Source organism: Mucilaginibacter lappiensis, assembly GCF_900155965.1.
Lineage (GTDB): Bacteria > Bacteroidota > Bacteroidia > Sphingobacteriales > Sphingobacteriaceae > Mucilaginibacter > Mucilaginibacter lappiensis.
This window is the reverse complement of record NZ_FTMG01000034.1, coordinates 1-5,709: the sequence shown is the minus strand read 5'-3', so window position 1 is coordinate 5,709 and position 5,709 is coordinate 1. Positions and strand designations below refer to the sequence as shown.

The following is a 5,709-nucleotide window of genomic DNA, read 5'->3' as shown; positions in this document are numbered from 1 at the left end:
CACCGGGGCAAAACAGTTCAGGCAAGAAGAACAAAAGTAAAAGTAAGGGTAAACCTGCCGTCGGTCAGATCTTCAAACAAATGGCCCAGGGCTTGCTGAACAGCAAATACATTGGCTGGGGTGCGTTTGCCAGGCGGCTAAGGGGACGTAAAGGGCCGGCAGTCGCCATAAAGGCTACTGCAAGAAAACTTGCCGCTCAATATTGGCGCCTGATCGTCAAGGGAAACGAGTTCGTTGAAAGAGGTATGGAGGCCTATCAAACGATCCTTATCCAGCAGAAAAAGAAGCGCTTAGAAAAGTTAGCCCTCGAATTAGATATGAAACTTGTACCTGCTTAATTAAGTATGTCATGGGTAGCACCGTCGAAGGGCGTGCGTAGGCCTGCCCACCATGCTTCGACGGTGCTCAGCATGACAGCCTTTTTTGGCAAATGTCTTATCATCGGCTATTACTCTTCCATGGGGAGGGAATTAAAAATGACATTTTTTATCCCAAAAACATGGTTTACACTGTAAACCGTTTTTTATGACAAAATAAAAAGTAATTAATTGGTTATCAATTACTTAAATAAGTATAAACCATAAAAAGTGTAAACCATGTAAACCCACTTTTCTAACAAAATGGGACACCTATTTAAAAAAACAAAGCCTTGTTTCTCAAAAGAAACAGGGCTTTGTTTTTTAATGATGCACATCAGAAAGCTCCCCCTTCAGGGGGCTGGGGGGCTAAGTCTTTCTAAACAGGTTATCAGGCTATCGCGCCAATAAGGTATCTGGATATTAAAAGTAGTTTTGATCTTTGCTTTGTCCATTACTGAAAATGCTGGGCGAGTGGCCCGCGTTGGGTATTCGCTGGTACGTATCGGATAGGCTTTCACCTGGGTTGCTGACAGATCAAATATCCCTTTTGCAAAATCATACCAGGAGGTTACCCCTTCGTTACTGTAATGATAAATTCCAAATTCTTCGCTGCCCGAGGTGATGATATCCAATATAGCAGCAGCCAGGTCAATGGCATACGTAGGTGTACCTACCTGGTCGGCTATAATTTTCAGTTCATCGCGTTCGGCACCTAACTTGAGCATGGTTTTCACAAAATTATTGCCGTACTCAGAATATAACCAGCTGGTACGTATAATGAAGTGCTGTGGCAAAATACCTACCACATCCTGCTCACCCTCTAATTTAGTAAGTCCGTATACACTTATAGGATCAGCTGCATCCGTTTCAATAAGCGGGTAAGGTTTATCACCCTTAAAAACAAAATCTGTTGAGGTATGCACCAGTACGGCATTATATTGCTTACATGCTTGTGCCAGGTTAGCCGCCCCTGTTTTGTTTATTTTACGGGCCATTTCTACATCATCCTCGGCCTTATCAACCGCAGTATAGGCGGCACAGTTAATTACATAGGCCGGTTTGTATTGTTCAAATACCTTTGATATGGCATCGGTATCCAGGATATTGGCTTCTGTTTCAGGAGGGAAAATAATGGAACTTATATTTTTTTCGGCCGAAACTTTTTTGAGGCATTGCCCTAGTTGACCGGAGGCTCCAAAAACCACAATGTTTTGCATAATAGCTGTATTTATCTAAATTGATGTTTATTATTAAAACCCGAGATCGGTAACATCTTTCAAAAAGGGCAATTCCTTGTCTTTATCCGCAACTATCAATTGATCCTCGCTCAACTGCCAGTTAATATTTAAAGCAGGATCGGCATAGTTTAAACCGCCTTCGGCCTTTGTGTTATAATAGTTATCACATTTGTACTGGAAAATGGCGGTATCACTTAATACCACAAATCCGTGTGCAAAACCTTTAGGAATGAAAAACTGTTTATGATTATCTGCCGTTAACAATACACCATAATATTGGCCGTAAGTTGCCGATTTTTCACGCAAATCAACAGCTACATCCAGTACTTCTCCTTGTGTTACTCTTACCAGTTTTGCCTGTGCATGTTCTCCTTTTTGTAGATGCAGGCCGCGTAATACCCCTTTTGTTGAAAACGATTCATTATCCTGCACAAATTGAATCTGTGAACCTATCGCATCACTAAAAGTTCTCTCATTAAATGATTCGAAAAAATAGCCCCTGTCATCGTTAAAAATACGTGGGGTCAAAACAATAAGCCCCTCAATCGGGGTTGGAGTGATAGTCATATATTATTAATGTTTTCGTCGATAAAACCGGATACGCAAAACTATTACATATTATTAAAGTTGTGGTGTATTATTCAAAAATGAATAAAAATGCATGTTAGATATACTTAGTACCAAACTTGGCTTTCACATCGGCCACCACCTGTTTTACATTCTGTTCCTGATCACGCGGACAGATCAGCAGCGTGTTGTTGGATTCTACCACAATAAAATCATGCAGGCCCTGTAGTATCACCAGTTTTTCGCCTGGTACATTCACCATACAGTTGGAAGAATCATACATGATCACCTTTTCTGATGGAATCACCGCGTTGCCTACATAATCCTTCTCCGCCAGGTCATAGATGGAGGCCCAGGTACCCAGATCACTCCAGCCAAAGGCCGAGGGCAGTACATATACATTATCCGCCTTTTCCATAATCCCGTAATCGATCGAGATATTAATACATTGCTGGTAGGCTTTATGTATATAGCTCTTTTCCTCTTCGGTATTATACACTGGTTTGGCCTCTGCAAAAATCTCATGCATCTCGGGCAAATGACGACCAAAAGCTTTGACAATAGCCCGTGCCGACCACACAAAGATGCCTGCGTTCCATAAAAAATCACCGCTCTGGATAAATGTCTTGGCTATTTCCAGCGTGGGCTTCTCGGTAAATGTTTTTACTTTATGAAAATCCTGGTTAATGGCCAGATCGGTATACTGGATATACCCATAACCTGTATCCGGGCGCGATGGTTTGATACCCAGGGTGATCAAACTATCTGTTGATGCCGCTGTTTGCAATGATTTCTCAATAGCATTTACAAATGCCTCCTCATCCAGGATTTGCTGATCTGAAGGAGCTACCACGATTACCGCTTCCGGGTTCAGGCTTTCAATCTTGAAGCAGCCATAAGCCACGCAAGGTGCGGTATTGCGCATTACCGGTTCCGTTAGTATCTGGCCATCGGCCATGTCCGGTAGCTGCTGTTTTACCAGTTTGGTATAATTCTCGTTGGTTACTACATAAATGTTTTCTTGGGGGCATACTTTCAGAAAACGTTCATAGGTGTTTTGGATCAGGGTTTTACCCGTTCCCAGGATATCTATAAATTGTTTAGGATGCGATGAACGGCTTATCGGCCAAAATCGGCTCCCGATGCCGCCTGCCATGATGATCGCATAATTGTTTTTATTCATGTGGTAGTAGGTGGGTTAATAACATGTAATATAATGCTAAGTACAAATAGCAGAACCAAAAATACAGAATAAAAAAGCAGTTACGAATTTCGTAACTGCCGGTAAACTTAAACTTCTTCAGATGATATAGATCACTTATCTAAAACATTAGTTCCTATTGATCGTACCTGGAACCCTATAGCCCTTAATTTATCAGCGTCAAGTAAATTCCTTCCATCAAATATTTTAGCGGGTTTTAACATATTGTCGTAGATCCTTTGCCAGTCGTACCCTTTAAATTCATCCCACTCTGTTAAAACAGCTATGGCATGCGAACCTTTGCAGGCCTCGTAAGGGTCTGTAATAACCTGAACTCCTGCTTTGTTTTCTTCAGCTTCCCGGGTATTTAAATAATCCAAATCAGCATACACCTGATTTTCTGGAACCTTTGGGTCATATACAGAAATATGGGCTTGCTCATTCAATAAATGATCGGCAACATAAATAGCGGCAGATTCTCTGGTATCATTTGTGTCCTTTTTAAATGCCCATCCAAAAAAAGCAATCTTTTTACCGTTAACAGTATTATATAAATTCTTGATGATCTGATTTGCGAAACGCCTCTTCTGATGATCATTCATAATAATAACCTGCTCCCAGTAGTCAGCAACCTCCTGTAAGCCATAACTCCGGGCTATATAGACCAGGTTTAAAATATCTTTCTGAAAACATGAACCACCAAAGCCTACAGAAGCTTTCAAAAATTTAGGTCCAATCCTACTGTCGGTACCAATAGCTTTCGCAACCTCATTGATATCAGCTTCTGTTTGCTCACAAATTTCAGTAAGTGAATTAATGGAAGAAACCCGCTGAGCCAAAAAAGCATTGGCAGTTAGTTTTGACAATTCTGACGACCAGACATTGGTGGTCAATATCCGTTCTTTAGGAACCCAGTTGGCATAAATATCAACTAAAGCCTGTACTGCTACCTTACCTTCCGGAGTGTTATCGCCGCCTATTAACACGCGATCAGGAGCATCAAGATCTTCAACAGCAGTTCCTTCAGCCAAAAATTCAGGATTTGATAGTATCTGAAACTGAACTCCGTTACCTGTGTGCGTAAGAATATCCTTTATTGCACTCGCGGTTCTTACTGGAAGAGTTGATTTTTCGACAATAATCTTATTATCTTTTGAAATATTTGCAATTTGCCTTGCGCAAAGTTCTATCCATTTAAGATCAGCGGCCTGTCCTTTTCCAGCACCATACGTTTTGGTTGGCGTATTAACTGATATAAATATCATCTGCGCCTCATCTATTGCTTTATCTACTTCTGTAGAAAAAAACAAATTTCGTCCGCGTGCTTCAGCAACAACATCACTCAAACCGGGCTCATAAACTGGGATATTATTTACATCTTCATCATTCCAGGCTTTAATACGGGCTTCATTCAAGTCAACTACCGTAACTTGAATATGAGGGCATTTTTTGGCTATCATAGCCATTGTGGGGCCACCCACATATCCTGCACCTATGCAGCAAATTTTTGTAATATTTTCCATCTGTAAAATTGACTATTAAATATTCATAGCTAACCGAAAGATAACGACTATTGCTTAAATAACTTGATAAACAATTGGCAATTACCTTTTTTCTTTAGTTAAGTTGATCTCTTTATAGGTATCTGATTCAAAAATAGAATTTGATATAATCTGTTAACAATAAGATATGTCCTGCTTTATTCAAATACAGAACACGTGTTAATGTTATTTATTATAGTATGCAAAATCCTTGTGGTTTATTTCTTTTTCGGGTAGGGATTTAAAATAATCTAAAGTGATCTTTAAGCCTTCGCTTCGGGATACTTTAGGCTCCCAGCCTAAAATGGCTTTGGCCTTGGTAATATCGGGCCGGCGTTGTTTAGGGTCATCAACCGGCAACGGCAGGCTGATGAGTTTTTGATCGGTACCGGTTAGCTTGATGATCTCTTCGCCAAACTGTTTTATCGTGATCTCATCGGGGTTACCGATGTTCACCGGCTGTGCATAATCACTGTGCAGCAGACGGTAGATGCCTTCAACCAGGTCGTCCACATAACAAAATGAGCGGGTTTGTGAACCATCGCCAAACATAGTTAATGATTCGCCCCTTAAAGCCTGGCCAATAAAGGCGGGTAATACACGCCCGTCATTTAGCCGCATACGCGGGCCATAAGTGTTGAATATCCGTACAATACGGGTTTCCAGTCCGTGAAAGGTATGATAAGCCATGGTAATGGCTTCCTGGAAACGTTTAGCTTCGTCATAAACGCCCCGTGGCCCAACTGGGTTTACATTGCCCCAATATTCTTCTGGCTGAGGGTTTACATTTGGATCGCCATAAA

The 5,709-nt window shown here is 41.1% G+C and carries 5 protein-coding genes and 1 pseudogene; 1 reads left to right on the top strand and 5 read right to left on the bottom strand.

From position 1 onward, the window contains the following. Positions 1-338, top strand: a pseudogene (locus BW976_RS29670) (hypothetical protein); the annotation flags it as partial. A gap of 371 nt (positions 339-709) precedes the next feature. Here BW976_RS29670 and rfbD read toward each other — a convergent pair. From rfbD to BW976_RS28780, 5 genes are all read right to left on the bottom strand, one after another. Beyond that, on the bottom strand, positions 710-1,576 hold the full coding sequence (gene rfbD, locus BW976_RS28800; protein ID WP_076379146.1) for a dTDP-4-dehydrorhamnose reductase: 867 nt from the start codon (positions 1,574-1,576) through the stop codon (positions 710-712). Between the two features lie 33 nt (positions 1,577-1,609). After that, positions 1,610-2,164, bottom strand: a complete 555-nt coding sequence (gene rfbC / locus BW976_RS28795) for a dTDP-4-dehydrorhamnose 3,5-epimerase (protein ID WP_076379144.1) — start codon at positions 2,162-2,164, stop codon at positions 1,610-1,612. 97 nt (positions 2,165-2,261) lie between these two features. Next, positions 2,262-3,347 (bottom strand): mannose-1-phosphate guanylyltransferase, encoded by a 1,086-nt coding sequence (locus BW976_RS28790; RefSeq protein WP_076373170.1) that lies wholly within the window; start codon positions 3,345-3,347, stop codon positions 2,262-2,264. 131 nt (positions 3,348-3,478) lie between these two features. Continuing rightward, on the bottom strand, positions 3,479-4,888 hold the full coding sequence (locus BW976_RS28785; RefSeq protein ID WP_076379142.1) for a UDP-glucose 6-dehydrogenase: 1,410 nt from the start codon (positions 4,886-4,888) through the stop codon (positions 3,479-3,481). A gap of 204 nt (positions 4,889-5,092) precedes the next feature. Beyond that, positions 5,093-5,709: GDP-mannose 4,6-dehydratase (locus BW976_RS28780; protein ID WP_139332465.1), on the bottom strand; the 617-nt coding region annotated here is incomplete at its 5' end.

Bases quoted from the DNA above. Each gene is read 5' to 3' on its own strand.
- rfbD (WP_076379146.1), bottom strand. From the start codon at position 1,576: ATGCAAAACATTGTGGTTTTTGGAGCCTCCGGTCAACTAGGGCAATGC.
- rfbC (WP_076379144.1), bottom strand. From the start codon at position 2,164: ATGACTATCACTCCAACCCCGATTGAGGGGCTTATTGTTTTGACCCCA.
- BW976_RS28790 (WP_076373170.1), bottom strand. From the start codon at position 3,347: ATGAATAAAAACAATTATGCGATCATCATGGCAGGCGGCATCGGGAGC.
- BW976_RS28785 (WP_076379142.1), bottom strand. From the start codon at position 4,888: ATGGAAAATATTACAAAAATTTGCTGCATAGGTGCAGGATATGTGGGT.